Source organism: Nesterenkonia maliinae (assembly GCF_051262655.1).
GTDB lineage: Bacteria > Actinomycetota > Actinomycetes > Actinomycetales > Micrococcaceae > Nesterenkonia.
Genome location: NZ_JBIMEY010000001.1, coordinates 865505 through 887164, shown reverse-complemented (window position 1 = coordinate 887164; position 21660 = coordinate 865505). Strand labels below are relative to the sequence as shown.

16 protein-coding genes and 1 tRNA gene are annotated in these 21660 nt (G+C 68.1%); 11 read left to right on the top strand and 6 right to left on the bottom strand.

Going from position 1 to position 21660, the window contains the following annotated elements; all coding sequences use genetic code 11:
• Window positions 1-35: 35 nt before the first annotated feature.
• The 3 genes from ACHAA4_RS04025 to ACHAA4_RS04015 are packed head-to-tail and all read right to left on the bottom strand — an operon-like array spanning window position 36 to window position 4732.
• Window positions 36-110, bottom strand: coding sequence for a 50S ribosomal protein bL37 (locus ACHAA4_RS04025; protein WP_369699669.1), 75 nt, complete (start codon window positions 108-110; stop codon window positions 36-38).
• A 31-nt stretch (window positions 111-141) separates the two neighbouring features.
• The gene (locus tag ACHAA4_RS04020; protein ID WP_435772874.1) at window positions 142-801 is read right to left on the bottom strand and encodes a GDSL-type esterase/lipase family protein; all 660 of its coding nucleotides are present in this window, start codon (window positions 799-801) and stop codon (window positions 142-144) included.
• Window positions 802-805: 4 nt separating this feature from the next.
• Entirely contained in the window at window positions 806-4732 is a 3927-nt protein-coding gene (locus ACHAA4_RS04015; protein ID WP_435772873.1) for a multifunctional oxoglutarate decarboxylase/oxoglutarate dehydrogenase thiamine pyrophosphate-binding subunit/dihydrolipoyllysine-residue succinyltransferase subunit, read from the bottom strand.
• A gap of 208 nt (window positions 4733-4940) precedes the next feature.
• On the opposite strand from ACHAA4_RS04015, the gene guaB1 reads away from it, so the two are divergent.
• The 6 genes from guaB1 (at window position 4941) to ACHAA4_RS03985 (ending at window position 11911) form a co-directional block, all read left to right on the top strand.
• Window positions 4941-6401, top strand: coding sequence for a GMP reductase (guaB1, locus tag ACHAA4_RS04010; RefSeq protein ID WP_435772872.1), 1461 nt, complete (start codon window positions 4941-4943; stop codon window positions 6399-6401).
• Window positions 6402-6509: 108 nt separating this feature from the next.
• On the top strand, window positions 6510-7910 hold the full coding sequence (locus ACHAA4_RS04005; protein WP_435772871.1) for a hemolysin family protein: 1401 nt from the start codon (window positions 6510-6512) through the stop codon (window positions 7908-7910).
• Window positions 7907-8986, top strand: coding sequence for a hemolysin family protein (locus ACHAA4_RS04000; protein ID WP_435772870.1), 1080 nt, complete (start codon window positions 7907-7909; stop codon window positions 8984-8986). Before ACHAA4_RS04005 ends, ACHAA4_RS04000 begins: the two co-directional genes overlap by 4 nt.
• Before the next feature lie 120 nt (window positions 8987-9106).
• Window positions 9107-10189, top strand: a complete 1083-nt coding sequence (locus ACHAA4_RS03995; protein ID WP_435772869.1) for a metal ABC transporter substrate-binding protein — start codon at window positions 9107-9109, stop codon at window positions 10187-10189.
• Complete coding sequence (locus ACHAA4_RS03990) at window positions 10182-11030, top strand: metal ABC transporter ATP-binding protein (RefSeq protein WP_435772868.1); 849 nt, start codon at window positions 10182-10184, stop codon at window positions 11028-11030. The genes ACHAA4_RS03995 and ACHAA4_RS03990 overlap by 8 nt, the downstream gene beginning before the upstream one ends.
• A complete protein-coding gene (locus ACHAA4_RS03985) occupies window positions 11030-11911 on the top strand; it encodes a metal ABC transporter permease (protein ID WP_435772989.1) in 882 nt (293 codons plus the stop codon). Before ACHAA4_RS03990 ends, ACHAA4_RS03985 begins: the two co-directional genes overlap by 1 nt.
• A gap of 3 nt (window positions 11912-11914) precedes the next feature.
• Here the strand turns inward: ACHAA4_RS03985 and ACHAA4_RS03980 are convergent, their stop codons facing one another.
• Window positions 11915-12340, bottom strand: a complete 426-nt coding sequence (locus tag ACHAA4_RS03980; protein ID WP_435772867.1) for a Fur family transcriptional regulator — start codon at window positions 12338-12340, stop codon at window positions 11915-11917.
• Between the two features lie 38 nt (window positions 12341-12378).
• On the opposite strand from ACHAA4_RS03980, the gene ACHAA4_RS03975 reads away from it, so the two are divergent.
• Window positions 12379-12813 (top strand): HIT family protein, encoded by a 435-nt coding sequence (locus ACHAA4_RS03975; RefSeq protein ID WP_435772866.1) that lies wholly within the window; start codon window positions 12379-12381, stop codon window positions 12811-12813.
• A gap of 48 nt (window positions 12814-12861) precedes the next feature.
• Here ACHAA4_RS03975 and hrpA read toward each other — a convergent pair whose 3' ends face one another.
• On the bottom strand, window positions 12862-17082 hold the full coding sequence (gene hrpA / locus ACHAA4_RS03970; RefSeq protein WP_435772865.1) for an ATP-dependent RNA helicase HrpA: 4221 nt from the start codon (window positions 17080-17082) through the stop codon (window positions 12862-12864).
• Between the two features lie 205 nt (window positions 17083-17287).
• Between hrpA and ACHAA4_RS03965 the strand changes: the two genes are divergently transcribed.
• Window positions 17288-17371 (top strand) — tRNA-Leu (locus ACHAA4_RS03965).
• Between the two features lie 174 nt (window positions 17372-17545).
• On the opposite strand, the gene ACHAA4_RS03960 is transcribed toward ACHAA4_RS03965, so the two are convergent.
• On the bottom strand, window positions 17546-18307 hold the full coding sequence (locus ACHAA4_RS03960; RefSeq protein WP_435772864.1) for a lysophospholipid acyltransferase family protein: 762 nt from the start codon (window positions 18305-18307) through the stop codon (window positions 17546-17548).
• Between the two features lie 65 nt (window positions 18308-18372).
• Between ACHAA4_RS03960 and ACHAA4_RS03955 the strand changes: the two genes are divergently transcribed.
• From ACHAA4_RS03955 to ACHAA4_RS03945, 3 genes are all read left to right on the top strand, one after another.
• Window positions 18373-19119 carry an alpha/beta hydrolase gene (locus tag ACHAA4_RS03955; protein ID WP_435772863.1) on the top strand — a complete coding sequence of 249 codons (747 nt, stop codon included), beginning with the start codon at window positions 18373-18375 and terminating at the stop codon, window positions 19117-19119.
• A complete protein-coding gene (locus ACHAA4_RS03950) occupies window positions 19116-19556 on the top strand; it encodes a hypothetical protein (RefSeq protein ID WP_435772862.1) in 441 nt (146 codons plus the stop codon). Before ACHAA4_RS03955 ends, ACHAA4_RS03950 begins: the two co-directional genes overlap by 4 nt.
• A 96-nt stretch (window positions 19557-19652) precedes the next feature.
• Window positions 19653-21476, top strand: coding sequence for an AMP-dependent synthetase/ligase (locus tag ACHAA4_RS03945; protein ID WP_435772861.1), 1824 nt, complete (start codon window positions 19653-19655; stop codon window positions 21474-21476).
• The last annotated feature ends 184 nt before the right edge of the window (window positions 21477-21660 follow it).

Genomic DNA, 21660 nt, shown 5'->3' with positions numbered 1-21660 from the left:
GCATCCACCGCAGCAAGAGCCTTGGATCACTGAGATCAGGAGTTGGGGCGCTTGCCGTGGTTGGCGTTCTTCTTACGACGAGCGCTGCGCTTGCGTCCACGCTTGCTCATGATGAACTCCTTTCGTCGGCTGGGGATAATTCTAGGCCACGGGCTCCTGCAGCCCTAACCACGGATACCACCCGCGGTGCAGCACCAGCCAGGCGATCAGGCCGTAGCCTGCCTGACCGGGGAGACCGCCGTTGGCGGCGAGGTCGCTGCGCCACTGCTCGTGGCTGACCAGGGGTGCGTAGGCGTCCACGTAGACATGTGACCGGCGTGAGGCCACGTCCCGGTAGGCGGCGTTGAGCTCTGAGATCCGCTGGTTGCGCTCCGCATCGAGGGTCGGCACCGGCCCGAGGACCAGGCATCGAATCCCCTCCTGAGAGGCCCGGTCCAGAATGTTCGCGAGGTTCAGCCGGGAACGCGCCGAGGAGGTGGCGCTGTAGAGGTCGGTGTCGTTGAGGGCGATGACCAGATGACGTTCCGGCGTGCTGCCGTCGGCCGTGACACCGGAGAACCGAGCCACCGCCTCGTCCTGCCACCGCTCGGAGAGCGCCTCGGTGCCCTCCCCGGGCATGGCGAGGGCATAGTGCTCCAGGGTGAGTCCGTCGATCGGTGTCTTCGAGAGCACCCGACCGAACCACCCCAGCGCTCGGGGGTCACCGACGCCGCTGAGCAGCTCGTCGCCCAGGGCGACGAGGCGCACGTGACGCCGATGACCGGAAGCTGCGGCTCTGAGATCCTGAGTGGAGTGTTCCATCAGCTCACAGGTCCAGGTGCGGGAAGGCCTTGCTCAGCAGGCCCTCCAGCTCTTTGGCGTGACGCTTGGCCTGCCCCACTGAGGTGGCGGCAGACTCAGCGCGGGAAACCAGCTTCAGCTCCTGCTTGAGCAGCGGACGCAGGTTCATCCCGAGGAACGGCCACGGACCCTGGTTCACCGGCTCGTCCTGGGCGTAGACGACCTCCTCAGCTGAGGAGTAGCGGTCCAGCTCGGCCTGCAGCTCTTCGACGGGCATCGGGTAGAGCTGCTCGAGCCGCACGATCGCGGTGGCCTCGTCCTTGTGCTTGTTCCGCGTGGCGACCAGGTCGTAGTAGAGCCGACCGGAGACGATCAGGACACGCTTGACCTTCGAGGCGTCCACATCGCGGTCCGGGATGACCTCCTGGAAGGTGCCGGTGGTGAAGTCTTCCACCGAGTTCGCCGCGGCCTTCAGCCGGAGCAGCTGCTTCGGGGAGAAGACGATCAGCGGGCGACGCGGACGCGCCACTGCCTGACGGCGCAGCAGGTGGAAGTAGTTCGCACCCGAGGAGGGCAGGACCACGGTCATGTTGTCCTCGGCGCAGAGCTGCAGGAAGCGCTCCGGACGACCTGATGAATGGTCCGGTCCCTGACCCTCATAGCCGTGGGGGAGCAGCATGACCACCGAGGAGTTCTGACCCCACTTCTGCTGGGCGGTGGCGATGAACTCGTCGATGATGATCTGGGCGCCGTTGACGAAGTCGCCGAACTGAGCCTCCCAGAGCACCAGGGCATTCGGGTTCTCCACCGAGTAGCCGTATTCGAAGCCCAGCGCACCGTATTCGGAGAGCAGCGAGTCGTAGATGAAGAACCGGGCCTGATCCTCGGTCAGGTTCTTCAGCGGGTACCACTCGTCACCGTTGACCCGGTCGTGGAAGACCGCGTGGCGCTGCACGAAGGTGCCGCGACGTGAGTCCTGACCGGCCAGACGGACCTCGGTGCCCTCCATGAGCAGCGAGCCGAAGGCCGCGATCTCCGCGAAGCCCCAGTCGATGCCGCCTTCGCGGGCCATCTTGGCGCGCTTCTCCAGCAGCGACTTCAGCTTCGGGTGCGGGGTGAAGCTCTCGGGGATGTTGGTGTGCACCTCGCCGATGTGCGCGAGGGCGTCCTCGGTGATCTTGGTGTCGTCGCCCTCCCGGTCCGGCGTGGTGGTCTCGTCCTCCGAGGCGGTCGGGGCCATGCCCCGGGTGCCGGAGGCTTCGGGATCAGCCGTGGAGATCGGCTGCGTCTGCGCGGCGTGGGTCTCGGTGAAGACCCGCTCCAGCCGTTGGCGGAAGTCGCGCAACGCCTGGTCGGCCTCTTCCTGGGTGATGTCGCCACGTCCGACCAGCGCCTCGGTGTAGAGCCGGCGCGTGGTGCGCTTGGCCTCCACCAGGTTGTACATCTTGGGCTGGGTCATCGATGGGTCGTCGCCCTCGTTGTGACCGCGTCGGCGGTAGCAGACCAGGTCGATGACGACGTCCTTGTTGAACCGCTGGCGGTAGCGGAAGGACAGCTGCGCCACACGCGCCACTGACTCCGGGTCATCGGCGTTGACGTGGAAGATCGGCGCCTGGATGGCCTTGGCCATATCCGTGGAGTAGGTCATGGACCGGGCGGCCGAGGGTGCGGTGGTGAAGCCGACCTGGTTGTTCACGACCACGTGCACGGTGCCGCCGGTGCGGTAGCCGCGCAGCTGAGACATGTTCAGCGTCTCCGCGACCACGCCCTGACCGGCGAACGCCGCATCGCCGTGGACCAGGAGCGGCATCACGGAGAACGAGTTCAGCGCATCGGCGCCCTGGTTGATCCGATCCTGCTTGGCGCGCACCACGCCCTCCAGGACGGGGTTGACCGCCTCCAGGTGGGAGGGGTTCGCCGCGAGGTACACGCTGGTCGAGTTGCCGCGGTCGGAGGTGAACGAGCCGCGGGTGCCCAGGTGGTACTTCACGTCGCCCGAGCCGGTGCCGGCCTCGCGTCCCTCGAACTCGCGGAAGACCTGCGCGTGGGTCTTGCCGGCGATGTTGGTGAGCACGTTGATGCGTCCGCGGTGCGCCATGCCGATCGCGACCTCGTCGAGGCCCTCGTCGGCGGCCTCGGAGAGGATCGTGTCCAGCAGCGGGATCAGCGATTCGCCGCCCTCGAGCGAGAAGCGCTTCTGACCGACGAACTTGGTCTGCAGGAAGGTCTCGAACGCCTCCGCGGCGTTGAGCCGGCCCAGGATCCGGAACTGCTCGTCCCGGGTGGGCTTCTCATAGGGGTGCTCGATCTCGTCCTGGAACCACTGGCGCTCCTCGGGGGACTGGATGTGCATGTACTCCACGCCGGTGCTGCGGCAGTAGGTGTCGCGCAGCACGCCCAGGATGTTGCGCAGCGGCAGCATCGACTTCCCGCCGAAGCCGCCGGTGGGCCATTCACGGTCCAGGTCCCAGAGGGTCAGCCCGTGGGTCTCGATGTCGAGATCCGGGTGGCTGCGCATCTGGTACTCCAGCGGGTCAACCGAGGCCATCAGGTGACCGCGCACCCGGTAGGAGTGGATCAGCTGCTGGATCCGGGCGACCTTGTTGATCTGGTCCTCAGGGTTGACCTGGATGTCGGCGGACCAGTGGATCGGCTCATACGGGATCCGGAGCGCCTCGAAGATCTCCTCGTAGAACCCGTGCTTGCCGAGCAGGTACTCGTGGATGGTCTTGAGGAACTCCCCGGACCCGGCGCCCTGGATGACGCGGTGGTCATAGGTGGAGGTCAGCGTGATGACTTTGGAGACCGCCAGATTGTTCAGCGTCTTCTCCGAGGCGCCCTGGAACTCGGCGGGGTACTCCAGTGCGCCCACACCGACGATCACGGCCTGGCCCTTGGAGAGCCGCGGCACCGAGTGCACGGTGCCGATGCCGCCGGGGTTGGTCAGCGAGACGGTCGTCCCGGCGTAGTCCCCGGGGGTGAGCTTGTTGTCCCGGGCGCGCTTGACGACGTCGTCGTAGGCGCCCCAGAACTCGGTGAAGCTCATCTCCTCCGCCGCCTTCATGTTCGGCACCACCAGCGCGCGGGAGCCGTCGGGGCGGGGCATGTCGATGGCGAGGCCGAAGTTCACGTGCGCCGGGTGCACGGCCACCGGCTTGTTGTCCTGCACGTCATAGGTGACGTTCATCGACGGGTGCTGGCGCAGCGCCTTGAGCAGCGCGTAGCCGATCACGTGGGTGAAGGAGACCTTGCCGCCGCGGGTCCGCTTGAGGTGATTGTTGATCACGGTGCGGTTGTCGATGAGCAGCTTGGCGGGGATCGCGCGGACCGTGGTGGCGGTGGGCACGGTCAGCGAGGCGTCCATGTTCGCCGCAATGGCCTTGGAGATGCCCTTCAGCGGCATCACCTTGTCCTCCTTGGCCTCCTTCTTCTCCGACTCGGCCTTCGCGGCAGAGGGCTCGGAGGGGATGGGGGTGCCGGAGGAGCCCTCGGACTTCTTCGTCGTCGGGTTCCGTGGAGCCACCGGCTTGTTCCCGGAGGAGCGCTTCTCGCCGGCAGGCTTCTGCGACTGCGCGGGCTCGGCAGGCTTGGCGGTGGCCGGAGTGGTCTCGCTGCTGGACTCGCGCTGATTCTCGGCGCTGGGGGTGGAGTCTGCGGACGGCTTCGGCGCGGACGCGGACTTGGACGCCGACTTCGCGGCACCGTTGCTGCCGGATCCGGCGTCCTTGCCGGATGCGGACTTCGGCTCATCGGGGGTGGACGCCGTCGGCGCGGGAGCCGAAGATGTGCCGGACGGACGGTTATCACCGTCGCCCTCGAGCTGGCGGAAGATCTCAGCCCACTTCCGATCCACCGAATCCGGATCGTCCTTGAACTTGTCGTATATGTCGGCGACCAACCATTCGTTTCCCGGGAATTCCTCGGCAAGACGGCTGGACGTTAGCTCTGGCACTGTGGATACGCCTCTTCCATTGTGTTGTGTAGTTATCCGGCACAGCTTCGTGCTCGTGGATCTTCACCTCGTCCAAGCATAGTGACTCTATGCACCGTGCCGCCACCAGCCACGGTATCGTGTCAGGGGCCGCTTCCTCAGCGGCTACACCACAGGACTGACCTGGCGGTGAGCATCATCACCAGCACTACGAAGGGCGCGGATCCCCGTGAGATTCCTGAACGAACCGATCACCGATCTGACCTACTCCGACGTGTTCCTCGTCCCCTCGCGATCCCACACCCAGTCCCGGATGAGCGTGGACCTCTCCGCGGAGGACCCCACAGGTTCCACCATCCCGGTGGTGGCCGCGAACATGACCGCCGTCACGGGGCGGCGCATGGTCGAGACGATGGCGCGCCGCGGCGGCCTCGGCGTGCTGCCCCAGGATGTCCCGCTGGAGGTCATCCGGGAGGTCACCGACTGGGTCAAGTCCTGTCATCCGGTGCTGGAGACCGCGCTGAAGGTCCAGCCCAACGACACCATGCTCGACGTGCTGCACCTGCTGGACAAGCGCAACCACGACGCCGTCTGTGTGGTGGATGAGGATCTGCGCCTGGCCGGCGTGGTCACCGCCGGCGACGGACACGGCGTCGACCGGTTCTCCTCGGTGGCCTCGGTGATGCGGATGCCCCCGCTGCGCTTCAGCGCCGAGGAGGTGCTCACCGACGCCGGGCTGGAGCAGGCCTTCATCGCGATGGACGCCGCCGGCGCCGAATACGCCCCGGTCACCACCTCAGACGGCACCCTCGCCGGGGTGCTCACCCCGCGCGGCGCGCTGCGCTCCACGCTCTACCGGCCCAACCTCGACGCGGCCTCACGGCTGAAGGTGGCCGCTGCCGTGGGGATCAACGGCGACGTGGCCGGCAAGACCGAGGCGCTGCTCGGCGCCGGAGTCGACGTGCTGGTGGTCGACACCGCTCACGGTCACCAGCAGAAGATGTTCGAAGCCCTCGCCGCGGTCCGCGCGACGGTGGACTCCTCTGGTCTGCAGATCCCGATCGTGGCCGGCAACGTGGTCACCGCCGAGGGTGTGCGCGAGCTCATCGAGGGCGGCGCCGACATCGCCAAGGTCGGCGTCGGACCGGGCGCGATGTGCACCACCCGGATGATGACCGCCGTTGGCCGCCCGCAGTTCTCCGCCGTGCTCGAATGCGCCGCGGCCGCCCGGGAGATGGGCAGGCACGTCTGGGCCGACGGGGGAGTGCGCTACCCGCGCGACATCGCTCTGGCCCTGGCCGCCGGCGCCTCCCAGGTGATGGTCGGATCCTGGTTCGCCGGGACCTACGAGTCTCCTGGAGACATGCTCACCGGCGTGGACGGGCGCCGCTATAAGGAGAGCTTCGGGATGGCCTCCTCGCGCGCCGTGCAGAACCGCACCGCCGCGGAGAGCGCCTTCGCCCGGGCCCGGAAGTCGATCTTCGAGGAGGGGATCTCGACCTCGCAGATGTACCTGGACCCGGCGAAGCCCGGCGTCGAGGACCTGTTGGACTCGATCACGGCCGGAGTGCGGTCCGCGATGACCTACGCCGGTGCCGACTCGCTGCACGAGTTCCGTCAGCGCGCCGTCGCCGGGGTCCAGTCCGCCGCCGGATACGAGGAGGGCAAGCCGCTTTCCGGTTCCTGGTGAACCAGCGGTAAGCTCTCAGGTCTCATGGAGTATCGACAACCCGGCCACGGCCCGCAGCTGATCCACCGTCCGCCCCCGCAGATCCCCGGCTCGGGGTGGCTGGGCTAAGTGGAACTGATCCTGCTCGGCCTGGGATTCCTGCTCATCCTGGGCACCGGGTTCTTCGTCGCCGTCGAGTTCTCGCTGGTCGCCCTGGACCAGCCCACCGTTCAGCACGCGATCGATCGCGGAGACAAGTCTGCTCCGGCCGTGATGCGCTGCCTGAAGTCGCTCTCCACCCAGCTCTCCTCGTGTCAGCTGGGCATCACCCTGACCACGCTGCTCACCGGCTACGTGGCCGAGCCCGCGCTGGGCACGCTGCTGGCAGGCCCGCTCGAGGCCCTCGGCGTGCCGGCTCAGGCGCTCTCTGCGGTCTCGCTCACCCTGGCCCTGATCATCGCCACCATGGTCACCATGATCATCGGCGAGCTGGTCCCGAAGAACCTCGCGATCGCCGAGGCGTTTCGCGTGGCCCGGGTGCTGGCCAAGCCGCAGCTGGTGTTCACCGCGGTGTTCCGCCCGCTGATCGTCGTGCTCAACGGCTTCTCCAACAAGGTCCTGCACCGCTTCGGCCTGGAGGTCAAGGAGGAGCTCTCAGGAGCCCGCACGCCCGAGGAGCTCTCCTCGATGGTGCGCCGCTCCGCCATGCTGGGCACCCTCGATGAGGGCACCGCGACCTTCCTGGACCGCACCCTGCGATTCTCCGACCAGACCGCCGCCGATGTGATGACCCCGCGGCCGCGGATGGCCAGCATCGACGCGGACGCCTCGCTGGATGCACTCATCGACCTGGCCCGGCAGACCGGCTTCTCCCGGCTCCCGGTCCTGGGCGAGAGCGTCGACGACGTCCGCGGCGTCACCCACGTGAAGAAGGCTGTGGCCGTGCCCCGCGAGAAGCGCCAGGGTCTGGTCGCGGCCACCGTGATGTCCGAGATCACCCGGGTCCCTGAGACGATCCACCTCGATGCGCTGCTGCCGGTGCTGCGCGAGGCCTCGCTGCAGGTGGCCATCGTGGAGGACGAATACGGCGGCACCTCCGGGGTGGTCACCCTGGAGGATCTGATCGAGGAGATCGTCGGCGAGGTCGCCGATGAGCACGACCGGATCGCCCCCGGGGTGCTGCAGAGCGCCTCCGGTGACTGGTTCTTCCCCGGCCTGCTGCGCCCCGATGAGATCAACGCCCAGATCCTGGAACTCTCCATCCCCGAGCATCCCGCCTACGAGACCGTGGCGGGCTTCATGCTGCTCACCCTGGGTCGGGTCGCCGGCCTCGGAGACGCGGTCGAGGTCGACGGCGGCAGGCTCGCCGTCGTCGGAGTCGACGGCCGACGGATCGACCGGCTCCGCTTCACCCCCGACCCCACCGCTCGGGAGGCCGCGCTGCAGCACGCCGCGGCCCGGGCCGAGAAGCTGGCCGAGGACCGCGCGGACCATGTCCGCCACGCCCGCGAAAGGGGTGATCGACGATGAACCCCGATCTGATGGGCATCATCTGGCTGGTGATCCTGCTCGCCGCCAACGCCTTCTTCGTCGGCGGCGAGTTCGCGGTGATGAGCGCGCGGCGCAGCCAGATCGAGCCGAAGGCCGAGGCCGGCTCTGCCCGCGCCAAGACCGCGCTCTACGCGATGGAACACGTCTCGCAGATGCTCGCCATCGCGCAGCTGGGCATCACCGTGTGCTCGCTGCTGATCCTGATGGTCTCCGAGCCCGCGATCCACCACCTGCTCACCGACCCGCTGACCTCCTTCGGGCTGAGCTACACCGCCGCCAGCGTGATCGCCTTCATCATCGCCCTGGCGCTGGTCTCCTTCCTGCACGTGACCATCGGAGAGATGGTCCCGAAGAACGCAGCGGTCTCCGTGGCCGATCGGGCGGTGCTGCTGCTCGCCCCGCCGATGGTGTTCCTCTACCGGATCCTGATGCCGCTGATCTGGGTGCTCAACCTCACCGCGAACCTGGTGCTGCGCGCCTTCGGGGTCACCCCGCGCGATGAGGTGGTCTCCACCTTCACCCTGGAGGAGATGGAGTCCATCGTGGCGGAGTCCAAGCGCGGCGGCACGGTGCGCGACGACGCCGGAATCATCGCGGGCGCCATGGAGTTCAGCGACTACACCGCCGCCGAGGTGATGATCCCGGTCAACGAGGTGGTCACCCTTCCGGTGGAGGTGACCCCACGCAAGGTGGAGAAGGCCGTGGGGCGCACCGGGTTCTCCCGCTTCGTCATCACCGACGACCAGGACGTCTACACCGGCTATGTGCACCTCAAAGATGTGATGAGCCTGCCCGCGGCCGCCTCCTCCGCCCCGATCCCGGTCACCGTGGTGCGCTCACTGGGCAACATGGCGGTCACCGACGAGATCGAGGCCTGCCTGGCGCAGATGCAGCGCACCGGCTCTCACCTGGCCCGCGTGATCGACGCCGAGGGTGTCACTCGCGGCATCCTGTTCCTGGAAGACGTGCTGGAGGTCCTCGTCGGAGAGATCCACGACGCCACCCAGTCCTGGGACTCGCGCCGGCGGCACACCGTCGCCGCCGAAGAGAGCTGAACCGATGCATGCAGGTGAAACTTGGACCTAGTTGAGATTTGTTCTCAACAATGTCTGGCCGTACGCTGGTTCCAGCTGTCCGCGTCTTCCGCGGCGTTCCCCACTTAGAAAGTACGACCCATGCCTGCCCCACGTCTGCTCCCCTCCGCCGCCCTGCTCGGCGCCACGACCCTGCTGCTCAGTGCCTGCACCGGCTCCGCAGGCTCGACCGACGACGACGGGGGCGGCTCGGCAGACCAGAGCGGGACACTGACCGTGGTCACCTCCACCGACGTCTATGCCGACCTGGCCCAGCAGATCCTCGGCGACACCGCAGAGGTCACCGCGCTGGTGGACAACCCCGCGGCGGACCCCCACTCCTATGAGGCCACACCCCAGGACCGGCTCGCCATCGACGGCGCCGACGTGATCCTCGCCAACGGCGGCGGATACGACCCCTTCCTCACCCGGCTGGCCGCCACCTCCGAGAAGGAGGACGCCGTCTACCAGGTGATCGAGGGTGAGAACGCGCACGCGGAGCCCGGTGATGAGGCCGGCGAAGAGGACGAGCACGCTGAAGACGAGCACGCCGAGCATGCTGAGGACGAGCACGCTGAAGACGAGCACGGCGAGGATGAGCACACCGACGAGGGGCACACGGACGCGCACGAGGGCCACGACCACTCGGGAGACTTCGTCAACGAGCACATCTGGTACGACCTCGCCGCGATGAGCGACTTCGCCGAGGACTTCAGTGCCCACATGGGCGAGGTCTCCCCGGAGGACGCCGAGCTCTACCAGGACAACGCCACGGCCCTGGCCGAAGAGATCGGCGCCCTGGATGAGCGCAACCGCGCCATCGACGCGGAGAGCATGAGCTTCCTGGCCACCGAGGCCGTCTCACAGTTCCTGCTCACCGACGCCGGCTTCGAGGACGCCACCGACCAGCAGTTCCTCGCCGCCGTCGAACACGGCGACGACGTCTCGCCCCGGCTCTACCAGCAGGCGCTGAGCGCCGCGGCCGATGAACAGATCGATCTGCTCTCCTACAACCCGCAGACCGAGACCAACCAGTCCGCCCAGATCCGCGAGGCGGCCGAGGGCGCCGACGTCGCCGTCCTGGACTTCAACGAGACCATTCCAGAGGAGCACGGCTCCTACCTGGAATGGATGGACGCCAACATCACCGCCGTGGAGACCATGGTCGAGGAGTCGCGTGGCTGAGCCAGCGTCAACCGAGTCAGCGTCAACCGAGTCAAAGACCGCGCCGCTGGTGGCGCTGCGCGACGCCAGCGTGGGATTCAGCGGACGCACCCTCTGGGAGGGACTCGACCTGGACCTGGCTCCGGGGGAGTTCCTCGCCGTGCTGGGACCCAACGGCGCCGGAAAGTCAACCTTTCTGAAGGTGCTGCTGGGACTGACCGCGCTCACCTCCGGGTCCGCTGAGATCGCCGGCACCCCGGTGCGTCGCGGCAGCAGCCGGGTCGGCTACATCCCGCAGCAGCAGACCATGCCCGAAGAGACCCCGATGCGCGCCCGCGACATGGTCGCACTGGGCCTGGACGGGCACCGCTTCGGGATCCGACTGCACCACCGGGCGCTGCGCCGCAGGGTCGACGAGCTCCTCGAAGCCGTGGGGGCCACCGCCTACGCAGACATGCCTGTGGGGCTGCTCTCCGGGGGCGAGCAGCAGCGGCTGCGCGCCGCGCAGGCGCTGGCCTCGAATCCCGCGGTGCTGCTCTGCGACGAGCCGCTGCACTCGCTGGACCTCAACCACCAGCAGGCCGTCACCGAGCTCATCCGCCGTCAGGCCGTGGAGCGCGGCTCCGCGGTGGTCTTCGTGACCCACGAGATCAACCCGGTGATCGAACACGTCGACCGGGTGCTCTACTTCGCCCGTGGCCAGTACCGGATCGGCACCACCGCCGAGGTGATGCGCTCCGAGGTGCTCTCAGATCTCTACGGCTCCTCCGTGGACGTCATCGAGCACAAGGGCCGGCTGCTGGTCATGTCCGCCCACGACGAGGGCGGCCACTGCCACCCCGAGGAGCTGGCGCTGCCATGATGGAGACGCTGACCAGCTCATTCACCACCGAAGGCTACTGGGAGCTGTTCTCCCTGGTCCGAAACTCGGTGATCACCGCCGGCGTGCTGGGCCTGATGGGCGGCCTGATCGGGGTCTTCATCATGCTCCGCCGGACCGCTCTGGTGGTCCACGGCATCGCCGAGATCTCCTTCGCCGGCGCGGCGCTGGCGCTGCTCATCGGCGTGGACGTGGTCGCAGGGTCCGCTCTGGGCGCCGTCGCCGCCTCCGTGCTGATCGGGGTGCTCAGCCTCAGAGACCGCGACACCTCGGCGGTGACCGGGGTGCTCATGCCCTTCGGCCTGGGCCTGGGCATCCTCTTCCTCTCCCTCTACCAGGGGCGCAGCGCGAACAAGTTCGGGCTGCTCACCGGACAGATCGTCGGGGTCGACGACATCCAGACACAGACCCTGGTGACCGGCGCGGTGGTGATCAGCATCGTGCTGCTGCTGATCTGGCGCCCGCTGATGTTCGCCTCGGTGGATCCGCAGCTCGCCCGGGCCCGCGGGGTCCACGTCAACCTGCTCTCGATGGTCTTCATGGTGCTGCTGGGCATCGCCGTCGCGATGTCGGTGCAGGTGGTCGGAGCGCTGCTGGTGCTGGCGCTGCTGGTGGTGCCGGCGGCGGCTGCGCTGAAGGTCACCGTGCGGCCATATCTGGCGGTGCTGCTCTCGATGCTCTTCGCGCTGATCTCCTCGGTGGGTGGGATCATGCTCGCGATCACCGGCACCGTGCCGATCAGCCCCTACATCACCACGATCTCCTTCGTGATCTACGTGATCTGCGTGTTCCTGGGCCGCGGCGGACGCAACCGCCGACGCCGCTCGGCCGCCGTGCTGACCTCCTGGCCGCTGACCGCCTGAGCTTCAGCTGCGCGGGAGCGCGGCGCAGGTGGCGCAGAGACCGAAGATCTCCAGCGTGTGCCGGACCTCGGTGAAGTCATGCTGGTTCGCCAGCGTGGTCGCCCAGTCTTCGATGGCCGGAGCCTCGAACTCCACCGTGAGGCCGCAGGAGCGGCAGACCAGGTGATGGTGGTGCTCCTCGCGCTCACAGAGCCGGAAGATCGCCTCGCCGTCGTCGGGGCGCAGCACATCGACCAGGCCCTCCTCCTGATGGGACTGCAGCACCCGGTAGACGGTGGCCAGGGAGACCTTCTCGCCGCGACCGTCGAGGATCTTGTGCAGGTCCTGGGCGCTGACGAAGTCATCCAGAGAATGCAGCGCGGCCCACACGGCGCGCTTCTGGCGCGTGGATCGACCGCGGGCCGGAGGGGTGGAAGTTGTCTCGTTCATGCTCGCTCCAGACTAGCAGTCACCCTTAGAGTGGGAGCATGAGCACAGTCTTCAGCAAGATCATCGCCGGTGAGATCCCAGGTCGCTTCGTATGGCAGGACGAGACCTGCGTCGGGTTCCTCTCCATCGCCCCGCTGGCCTACGGCCACACCCTGGTGGTGCCGCGCCAGGAGCTGGACAAGTGGACCGACGCCGAGGGTCAGCTCATGGCGCATCTGTTCCATGTGGCCCACCGCATCGGCAAGGCCCAGGTGGAGGCCTTCGGCTCCGAGCGGGCCGGGCTGAGCATCGCCGGGTTCGAGGTGCCCCACCTGCACCTGCACGTCTGGCCCTCGAACTCGATGGCCGATCACAGCTTCGCCCAGGCCGACGACGACCCGGATGAGTCCCGGATGGACGAGTCCGCGGAGAAGCTGCGCGTCGCGCTGCGCCTGATGGGCGACGCCGAGCACGTCCCAGCCGAGCAGGACTGATCCCGGCGGCAGCCTCGTGCTCCGGACCGCCGCTCCCGGGACGCCCCGCTAGGGGCGCGAGGTCTTGATCGCGCGGCGGATCCGCTTGACCGAGACGGTCTGCGCGGTCCCGAGCTGCTGGGCGAAGAGGTTCACCCGGAACTCCTCGATCATCCATTTCACGGCTGCCAGCTCTGCGGACACCGGCAGCTGGGCCGGCACCGCGTCCAGCGCGGCGTCGTACTCGTCCTCGAGCTCCTGCACCGCCGCCATGTCCTGGGCGTCCCGAGTCAGCCCCTGTCCCGACTCGAGGCGATCCAGCCGAATCTTGATCGCCTGCAAGTAGCGCGGCATATGCTGCAGCTGCGCCTGACCCGTGGCCGTGACGAAGCCCGGGTAGACCAGCTGCTGAAGCTGGGCGGTCATATCGCTGCGCGCGGCCTTCAGCGCCGCGGAGCTGACCTGCTCCAACCGGGCGCCGAGCTCGGTGGAGAGGCTCAGGACCTGCGCCAGCACATCGGTCAGCCGCAGCACCGTCTCGATCAGCTCGGCCCGGCAGTGCCGCGCGATGACCTGGAATTCCGCCTCGCTGAACGGCAGCTGCGCGGGCACCAGGTGGGCCAGCGCCGCCGTCGTCGCATCCGAGACCAGCGATTCCACGGTCCCATGAGGTGACTGGCTGAACGCCAGCCGCTCCCGGTTGCTCAGATGGTCCATCACGTACCGCTGCGGGGAGGGCAGCACCTCGCGCAGCAGCGCGACGACGCCGGCCCGGTGCACTCGGGCCTGTTCCGCGGCCGAGTCCTGGATCGAGTAGGAGACGCCGTCGGCGCCCCCTGCCGGAGCGAGCGCGGGATAACCGGTGATCTGGCGTCCTGCGACCACCGTGGTGATCTCCCGCGGCAGATCCCCGAAGGTCCAGGTGGTCTGCCGCTGCTTGCCCTGGGGCGTCGAGGACGCTGACTCAGGCGGCTTCTGCTGCTTGCCGCGGCGGTTCTTGGCGCCGGCGCCCTGCGGAGACCGTGACTCACTCTGCCCGGGTCCCGGCGCGCGTGCCGGCTGCGGCACAGGCTTCCCGCCAGCGGAGTTCGGCTCCTCGGAGAGGCTGCGCCCGATAGCCTCGCGGTTCTCCGCCGAGAATCGGATCTGCAGCTCCCGCAGGTCGAAGCCGCTGTCCAGGACCCGACCGCGCTCACTGATCACCGCGAAGGTGAACCGCAGATGTTCCGGCAATGCGCTGGTGTCGAAGACCTGCGGGTCGACCACATGGCCCTTGAGCTGGCGCAGCACTGCGGCCAGCGAACCTGTCAGCGAGTCCACGCCCGGCGTGAAGTCCTGCTCCAGCAGGGCCCTGGCCTGCGCCGCCACGTCGGGGGCCGGGACGAAGTTCTTCCGCACCGGCTTGGGCATGTTGCGGATCAGCGCGGTGATCAGCTCGGTGCGCAGTCCGGGGATCAGCCAGTCGAAGCGTTCGGGCTGGAGCTGGTTGAGGAACACCACCGGGATCCGCACCGTGACGCCATCGGCCGCGGCGGTGGGGGAGGAGCCGCTCTCGGCCGTGTACCGGGTGGGGTTGAACTCGTACTGCAGCTCGAGGTTCAACCCGTCGTGGTCGAAATGCTCCGGGTAGGAGTCGATGTCGAGCTCGTCGGCGGCCTGCGCCATGAGCTCGACGTCGGTGAGGTCCAGCAGCTCCGGGGTCTCCAGGCGCTGGGTCTTCCACCAGGAGTCGAAGTGCCGCTGCGAGACGATGTTCCCCGGGACGCGCGCGTCGAAGAAGCTGAACAGCTCCTCGTCGGAGGCGCGCAGGTCCTTGCGCCGGGTGCGGTTCTCCAGCTCGTCGAGCTCCGCGAAGCGCTCCCGGTTGCGTCGGTCGAAGTGGTGCCGGGTGGACCAGTCGCCGTCGACCAGCGCGCGCTGGATGAACAGCTCGCGGCTGTATTCGGGGTCGACCTTGGAGTAGAGCACCTGCCGGTCGGCGATCACCGGGACCCCGAAGAGCGTGACCTTCTCGGTGGCCACCACGGCGCCCTGCCGGGCGGACCAGCGCGGCTCCGAATGGCTGGTCTTCACCAGGTGCGGGGCGAGCTCCTCGACCCAGGCGGGGTCGATCTTCGCCACCGTGCGCGCCCAGAGCCGGGAGGTCTCCACCAGTTCGCTGGCCATCACCCAGTCGTGGTTCTTCTTGAACAGGTGCGAGCCGGGGAAGACCGCGAAGCGGGTGCCGCGGGCGCCCTGGTAGTCCCGGGTGCGGGGGTTGTAGAGGCCCACGTGGCTGAGCAGCCCGGAGAGCAGCGACTGGTGGATCTGGTCATGCTTGGCCGCGGGATCCACCGCGGGCAGCTTCTTGCCCCGTCGTCCCCCGGAGCCCTGGCGGCGGCCGGAGCCCCCGCCGCTGAACTCCACCTGGTCCGCGATCTCGGTCAGCTGACTCACCAGCTCCTGCCATTCGCGCACCCGCAGGTAGTTCAGGTGCTCGCGGTGGCAGAGCTTCCTGAACTGGTTGCCGGAGAGCTCGGTCTGCTTGTCCTGGAGGTAGCGCCAGAGGTTCAGCAGCGCGGAGAAGTCGGAGTTCTCATCCTTGAACCGGGAGTGCAGCTCATCGGCCTGCGCCCGCTTCTCCGCGGGACGCTCCCGCGGATCCTGGATGGAGAGGGCGGCGGTGAGCACCGTGACCTCGGGCAGGCAGTCGCGGCGGGCGGCCTCGACCATCATCCGGGCCATCCGCGGGTCCACCGGGAGTTGGGAGAGCATCCGTCCCACCGGGGTCACCGAACTGGTGCCCGATCCCTTTCGGCCCTCCTGGCCCTTCCGCGGGGACTCGGCCTTGAGGCTGAGCGCGCCGAGCTCGGTGAGCAGCCGCACGGCGTCGTTGACCGCCTTGGAGTCGGGCTTCTGCACGAAGGGGAAGTCCAGCAGCTCCTCGGGGCTGCGGGTGATGCCCATGGAGGACATCTGCAGCAGCACCGAGGCCAGCGAGGTGCGCAGGATCTCGGGGTCGGTGAAGGCCGGGCGGGAGTCGAAGTCCTCCTGGGAGTACAGCCGGATGGCGACGCCGTCGCTGGTGCGCCCCGACCGTCCGGAGCGCTGATTGGCGCTGGCCTGGGAGATCGCCTCGATGGGCAGCCGCTGGACCTTGGTGCGGGTGGAGTAGCGCGAGATCCTCGCGGTGCCGGTGTCGATCACGTACTTGATCCCGGGCACGGTCAGCGAGGTCTCGGCCACATTGGTGGCCAGCACGATCCGACGGCGGCCGCCGGGGGAGAAGACCCGCTTCTGCTCGGACATGGAGAGTCGGCCGAAGAGCGGCAGGATCTCTGAGCCGCGCAGTCGACGGTCCCCGGCCACCGTCTCGGTGAGCGCCTCGGCCGCATCGCGGATCTCACGCTCGCCGGGGAAGAAGATCAGCACGTCGCCGTCGGGCTCACCGGCGAGCTCGAGGACGGCGTCGCTGACCGCGTCGAGGAGGTCTCGCTCCTCCTCCGCGGCATTGGCCGGCGCCGGGTTCTTCGCGCCGGGGCGTGAGCCCGGGGAGCCGCCGCCGCGGGGCGCGGGGCTGCGCGAGCCGCCGTCCTCGGTCTCCCCGAAGTGCTCAGACTCGTCGAAGTCCTCGAGCTCGGCCTCGGGGTTCACCGGCCGGTATCGGATCTCCACCGGATAGGTGCGCCCGGAGACCTCGATGATCGGCACATCGGAGGTCTCCCGGGTCCAGTTCTCCGGGTCCTGGCTGAAGTGCCGGGCGAAGCGCTCCGGATCAATCGTGGCGGAGGTGACGATCACCTTCAGGTCGGGCCGGGTGGGGAGCAGCCGACGCAGGTAGCCCAGGATGACGTCGATGTTGAGGCTTCGCTCATGGGCCTCGTCGATGATGATCGCGGAGTAGCGCTTCAGCGCCGGGTCCCGCTGGATCTCGGCGAGCAGGATGCCGTCGGTCATGAGCTTCACCGCGGTGGATCCCGAGACCTCGGCGTTGAACCGGACCTGGTAGCCGATGTCGCGGCCCACCGAGGTGCCCAACTCCTCGGCCAGGCGCTCGGCCACGGTCCGGGCGGCCAGCCGGCGCGGCTGGGTGTGACCGATCATTCCCTGGTTGTGCAGCCCCAGCTCCAGGACCATCTTCGGCAGCTGGGTGGTCTTGCCGGAACCGGTCTCGCCGGCGACGACGATGACCTGATGATCCGTGAGCGCCTGGAGGATGCGTTCGCGCTCGCTGCTGACGGGAAGCGCGGGGGGATAGGCGAGGTCTTGCGCGGACCAGGTCTCGCGGCGGGCTGTTCTGGGCTCAGACATAACCCTCCAATACTAGGGTTGATGCGGTGAACTGGGGTCACCGGGTACGGGCGCAGCCGCGCCGGGCTTCGGCGGTCTCCCGGCAGGGGCCCGGCGGGGGCCGACGATTAGGCATCCGGTCTGGAATATGGGTAATATGTTTCTCGCTGCCGGGGAGCGATCGTCGGTTGTGAGACAGGCCCGAAAGGGCTTGATGAGCAGGTTTGCGCGAGTGGCGGAATAGGTAGACGCGCTGGCTTCAGGTGCCAGTGCCTTCACGGGCGTGGGGGTTCAAGTCCCCCCTCGCGCACAGAGCATGTTGCAACAGGGCAGGCCCCGTCTCAGATGATTCAGGTCATCAGAGGCGGGGCCTCTTCTGTGTCTGAAACCTTCCCATCTCCTCGCCGCTTCTATCCTCGCCGCTTCTATCCGGGCCGCATCGAGCCGCCCCGAGCCGCGTCGAGCAACGGGGCCGCCCGGCGGGCTAGTCGGTCTCAGGATCCTCGCTGCGGCGGCCACTGTGATGCCGCAGCGCCTTGCGTGCCGACTTGGCCTCAGACTTCTCGGCCTCCAGCTGCCGCTTCACGTCTGAGGCGTAGACATCCACGTACTCCTGTCCCGAGAGTCGCATGATCCGGTACATGATCTCGTCGGCCACGGCGCGCTGGGCGAAGCGATCCTCGGCGTTGTCGTAGTAGGACTCGAAGGTCATCGGCTCACCCACGATCATGCCGACCCGCCCCAGCCGGGGGATGTTCTTCCCGATGGGCTGGACCTTGTCGGTGCCGATGAGCGCGATCGGGATCACCGGAGCCTGGGTGTTCAGCGCCAGCCGGGCGATGCCGAGCTTGCCGCGGTAGAGCCGCCCGTCGGGGCTGCGCGTGCCCTCGGGGTAGATCCCCAGCACTCCGCCCTCACGCAGCGCCTGCTCTCCGGCGTTGAGCGAGTGCTGGCTGGCCTTGCCCCCGGAACGATCCATCGGGATCTGACCGGAGAGGTCGAAGAACTTCCGCATCACCCAGCCGGAGGCGCCCTGCTTGGCCCAATAGTCGTCCTTCGCCATGAAGTGCACCTGACGGGGCACCTTGACCGGCATGAAGACGGAGTCCGAGAAGGAGAGGTGGTTCGACGCGAGGATCGCCGGGCCCTCGCTGGGGATGTTGTGCAGGCCGCGGACCCAGGGGCGGAACACCGTGTTGACCACAGGGGCCACGACGAAGTTCTTGGCGACGCTATAGAACGACACGGTGTGTGGGGGTCCTTTCAGGCGGCTGAGCTTCGAGACCACTGTAGAGGCAATACAGTAAAGGAATGGACATGTCCGGCTTCGGAGTTTCCGTCTTTCACGGATTCACCTCCACCCCCGCCTCGATGCGCCCGCTCGCCGACGCCCTGCAGGACGCCGGATTCACGGTGGATTGTCCGCTGCTGCCCGGTCACGGCACGCACTGGGAAGAGCTGGCAAGGACCCCGCGTGCCCAGATCACCCGCGCCGCGCTCGCCAGCTACGACCGGCTCGCCGCCCGCTGCGCCAGGGTGGCCACCGTGGGCCTCTCGATGGGAGGCTCGCTGGCGCTGCATGTGGCGGCCCACCGTCAGGTCGAGGCGGTCTCGGTGATCAACCCCGGGCTCCGACTCGCCCCGTTCACCGGGCCGAAGGCCTGGGCGCTCGGCCGGATCCGACCCTCGGTGGCCAGCATCGCGGGGGACATCGCCAAGCCCGATGTGGTGGAGGAGGCCTACGCGCAGACTCCGCTGCGGGCCGTCGTCCAGCTGGATCGGCTCTTCGCCCAGGTCCGCCGCGAGCTCCCCGAGCTCGCCCGGCGACAGACCCCGGTGCTGCTGTTCCGCTCACGCGTCGACAACGTCCTTCCCCCGTCCTCGGCCGCTACGCTGAGCCGGGCGCTCTCCGCCGAGCAGCTCGAGATCGTGGAGCTCTCGCGCAGCCGGCATGTCGCCACGCTGGACTTCGAAGCGGAGACCATCCACGAACAGCTGATCAAATTTCTTCACCGACGGCGGCACGCCGCCGAGTCCCCTGAGAGGATGGCGCCATGAGCACCTACCGCGATGACGAGCCCAGCAGAGTCTTCGGCCGAGGTGGCCGCTCCCGACCGCTGCCCGGGTCGGGCCAGCCAGGATCCGGCCAGTCAGGATCCGGCCAGCCCGGTCCAGGACAGCCAGGTCGTGGTCCCTCCGGTCCCGGCCAGGGTCCCCGGGACTACCGCATGGATGATCCTGCGCTGGAGGAGATCGACGACTTCGAGCCGCCGAACCCCAAGAACCCGCTCGCCGACGCCAGGCCTGCCGTCGTGCTCGGCTCGGTGCTCAGCATCGGCGCGATCCTGGCGCTGATCGTGGTGCCGTTCCTGCCGCTGAACGCGCCGAGCTGGACCGTGCCCGCGCTGATCGGCCTGGTGCTGGCGGGACTGGTGATCCTCTTCCTGCAGATGCCGCGCAATCGCTCCGGCTCAGGTGACGGCGCGCAGGTCTGACATGGCTCTTCACGGGGACACGGATCCTCCAGCTACCGATCGGTAATGCGCTGTGAGACGATGATGTGAGATAGCACACACGACGGAGGAGCCCCCGTGAAAGAAATCGCCACACCGCCCGCAGTCGAGGTCCCCGCCGAGCTGAACATCACCGATCTCCTGGAACGGCAGTTCACGGCAGATCCGCAGAACATCCTCTTCGGTCGCCAGCTCAGCCCAGGCCAGTGGACCGACGTCAGCACCGCCGAGTTCCGCGACCAGGTGATCGCCCTGGCGAAGGGGATCATCGGCTCCGGCATCGAGGTCGGTGACCGTGTCGCCATCATGGCCCCCACTCGCTACGAATGGACCCTGCTCGACTTCGCGATCTTCTACGCCGGCGCTGTCACCGTGCCGGTCTACGAGACCTCCTCGCCCTCTCAGGTCGCCTGGATCATCGAAGATGCCGGCGTGAAGCTGCTCGTCGCCGAGACCCCGGCGCACCAGAAGATCGTCGAGCGCGCCGTCGCCCAGGAGAAGCTGACCGGGCTGGGCAACGTCTACACCATCGAAGGCTCCGGTCTGGATCAGCTGCGCGCCAAGGGGGAAGACGTGACCGAGGACCAGGTCATGGCCCGACGCAGCGTCGCAGTCGGCTCTGACCTCGCCACGATCATCTACACCTCCGGGACCACCGGCCGGCCCAAGGGCTGCGAGCTGACCCACTCCAACTTCACCGAGCTCTCGCTCCAGGCCCTGGGCTCCTCACTGGGCTCCGTGGTCCACAAGAACGCCTCCACGGTCATGTTCATCCCGCTGGCCCACGTCTTCGCCCGCTTCATCTCGGTGCTCGCCGTCGCCGGCGGCTCCCGGGTCGGGCACACCTCAGATATCAAGGAACTGGTGGATGACCTGGGCACCTTCAAGCCGACCTTCCTGCTCGCCGTGCCGCGGGTCTTCGAGAAGATCTACAACGCCGCGATGATGAAGGCCGAGTCCGACGGCAAGGGCGCGATCTTCCAGAAGGCCGCGGCCACCGCCATCGAATGGTCCCGCGCCAAGCAGAACGGGAAGGTCCCCTTCGCCCTGGGGCTCAAGCACACGGTCTTCGACAAGCTGGTCTACTCCAAGCTGCGCGCCCGGATGGGCGGGCAGGTCGCCCACGCGGTCTCCGGCGGATCACCCCTGGGGGAGCGGCTGGGTCACTTCTTCTACGGCGTGGGCGTGCAGATCCTGGAGGGCTACGGCCTCACCGAGACCACTGCACCGCTGACCGTGAACACTCCGGCGCTGAGCAAGATCGGCACCGTCGGAGCCCCGCTTCCCGGCTGCGCGGTGAAGATCGCCGAGGACGGCGAGATTCTCGGCCGCGGCATCTGCGTCTTCCGCGGCTACCACAACCGGCCCGAGCTGAACCAGGAGATCTTCACCGACACCGGCTGGTTCCGCACCGGGGACGTCGGCACCCTGGACTCCGAGGGCTGCCTGACCATCACCGGACGCAAGAAGGAGATCCTCGTGACCGCCGCCGGGAAGAACGTCTCCCCGGCCCAGCTCGAGGACCTGATGCGCTCCGACGCGATCGTCTCTCAGGCCGTGGTGGTCGGCGACAACCGGCCCTTCGTGGCCGCGCTGATCACCCTGGACGAAGAGACGCTGCCGCAGTGGCTCGAGCGCAAGGGGCTTGATCCCAAGACCCCGATCGCCGAACTGGTCCAGCACGAGACGATCATCGCCCATGTGCAGTCCGTGGTGGACCGGGCCAACGAGTCCGTCTCCCGTGCCGAATCGATCCGTGACTTCCGGCTGCTGTATACCGACTTCACCATCGAGTCCGGGCACCTCACACCGTCCATGAAGATCAAGCGACCCGTGGTGATGAAGGACTTCGCCGACGAGGTCGAGGCGCTCTACACCGAGGCTGCGGCCAAGAAGAGCTGACCCGCCCACGCCGGACCCAGCGCGAGCTGTTCGGCGCCGCACCGAAGATCCCAGCACCACCCCGGAGCCCGGGGGCGCACGCCGCCCCCGGGCTCTTCTCGTCCGCATAATGGACTGGCGATTCGCCATTAGGCGCGCCCGGGCGCGGCGGACTACCCTGAGTGGGTGACTACCACGCCAGAGC

Excerpts from the sequence above, each read along its gene's own strand:
- ACHAA4_RS04000 (WP_435772870.1), top strand. The coding sequence starts at position 7,907 with ATGAACCCCGATCTGATGGGCATCATCTGGCTGGTGATCCTGCTCGCC.
- ACHAA4_RS03985 (WP_435772989.1), top strand. The coding sequence starts at position 11,030 with ATGGAGACGCTGACCAGCTCATTCACCACCGAAGGCTACTGGGAGCTG.
- ACHAA4_RS03950 (WP_435772862.1), top strand. The coding sequence starts at position 19,116 with ATGAGCACCTACCGCGATGACGAGCCCAGCAGAGTCTTCGGCCGAGGT.
- ACHAA4_RS03975 (WP_435772866.1), top strand. The coding sequence starts at position 12,379 with ATGAGCACAGTCTTCAGCAAGATCATCGCCGGTGAGATCCCAGGTCGC.
- ACHAA4_RS03955 (WP_435772863.1), top strand. The coding sequence starts at position 18,373 with ATGGACATGTCCGGCTTCGGAGTTTCCGTCTTTCACGGATTCACCTCC.
- ACHAA4_RS03980 (WP_435772867.1), bottom strand. The coding sequence starts at position 12,340 with ATGAACGAGACAACTTCCACCCCTCCGGCCCGCGGTCGATCCACGCGC.
- ACHAA4_RS04020 (WP_435772874.1), bottom strand. The coding sequence starts at position 801 with ATGGAACACTCCACTCAGGATCTCAGAGCCGCAGCTTCCGGTCATCGG.
- ACHAA4_RS03995 (WP_435772869.1), top strand. The coding sequence starts at position 9,107 with ATGCCTGCCCCACGTCTGCTCCCCTCCGCCGCCCTGCTCGGCGCCACG.
- hrpA (WP_435772865.1), bottom strand. The coding sequence starts at position 17,082 with ATGTCTGAGCCCAGAACAGCCCGCCGCGAGACCTGGTCCGCGCAAGAC.